Annotated in this window: 2 tRNA genes and 2 rRNA genes; all 4 read left to right on the top strand. The window is 42.9% G+C overall.

What is annotated here, in order from left to right:
* Positions 1-31: 31 nt before the first annotated feature.
* Positions 32-149 (top strand): 5S ribosomal RNA (gene rrf / locus PBV87_RS08655).
* Positions 150-153: 4 nt separating this feature from the next.
* A tRNA-Ile gene (locus PBV87_RS08650) sits at positions 154-227 on the top strand.
* Positions 228-274: 47 nt separating this feature from the next.
* Positions 275-347 (top strand) — tRNA-Ala (locus PBV87_RS08645).
* Between the two features lie 160 nt (positions 348-507).
* Positions 508-643, top strand: a 23S ribosomal RNA gene (locus PBV87_RS08640); the annotation flags it as partial.

Raw genomic sequence — 643 nt, 5'->3', positions numbered from 1 at the left:
GTTTAAGATACAACTTAATACACATACCATTTTTGGTGACGATGCGCTTTAGGGAAACACCCGTTCCCATACCGAACACGTAGGTTAAGACTAAAGCGGCCGATGGTACTTGTCTGGAGACGGACCGGGAGAGTAGGTGGTTGCCAAATTTATAGGCTCGTAGCTCAGGTGGTTAGAGCGCACGCCTGATAAGCGTGAGGTCGGTGGTTCGAGTCCACTCGGGCCTATTTAATCTGAAAAGATTAATAGGATATACAATTAAATATCCCATTTTGGGGGCGTAGCTCAGCTGGGAGAGCACCTGCCTTGCACGCAGGGGGTCAAGAGTTCGATCCTCTTCGTCTCCATTGTCCAATTTATGGACAACATTGTACTTTGAAAACTAAACATAATCAAATGATAGATTTAAATAAATTTTAAATCTACAATTTAACCGAAAATAAATACTTATTCTGTTATATTTAACAAGAACAAGGCAAATATTCAATGACACAATCATTGTATATAGGTCAAGCTACTAAGAGCGTAGAGTGGATGCCTTGGCACCGAGAGCCGATGAAGGACGTGATAAGCTGCGAAAAGCTACGGGGAGTTGCAAATAAACTTTGATCCGTAGATGTCCGAATGGGGAAACCCGGCTGAG

This window comes from Holtiella tumoricola, from assembly GCF_027857615.1.
Lineage (GTDB): Bacteria > Bacillota > Clostridia > Lachnospirales > Cellulosilyticaceae > Holtiella > Holtiella tumoricola.
This window is presented reverse-complemented; position numbering and strand designations above follow the sequence as displayed.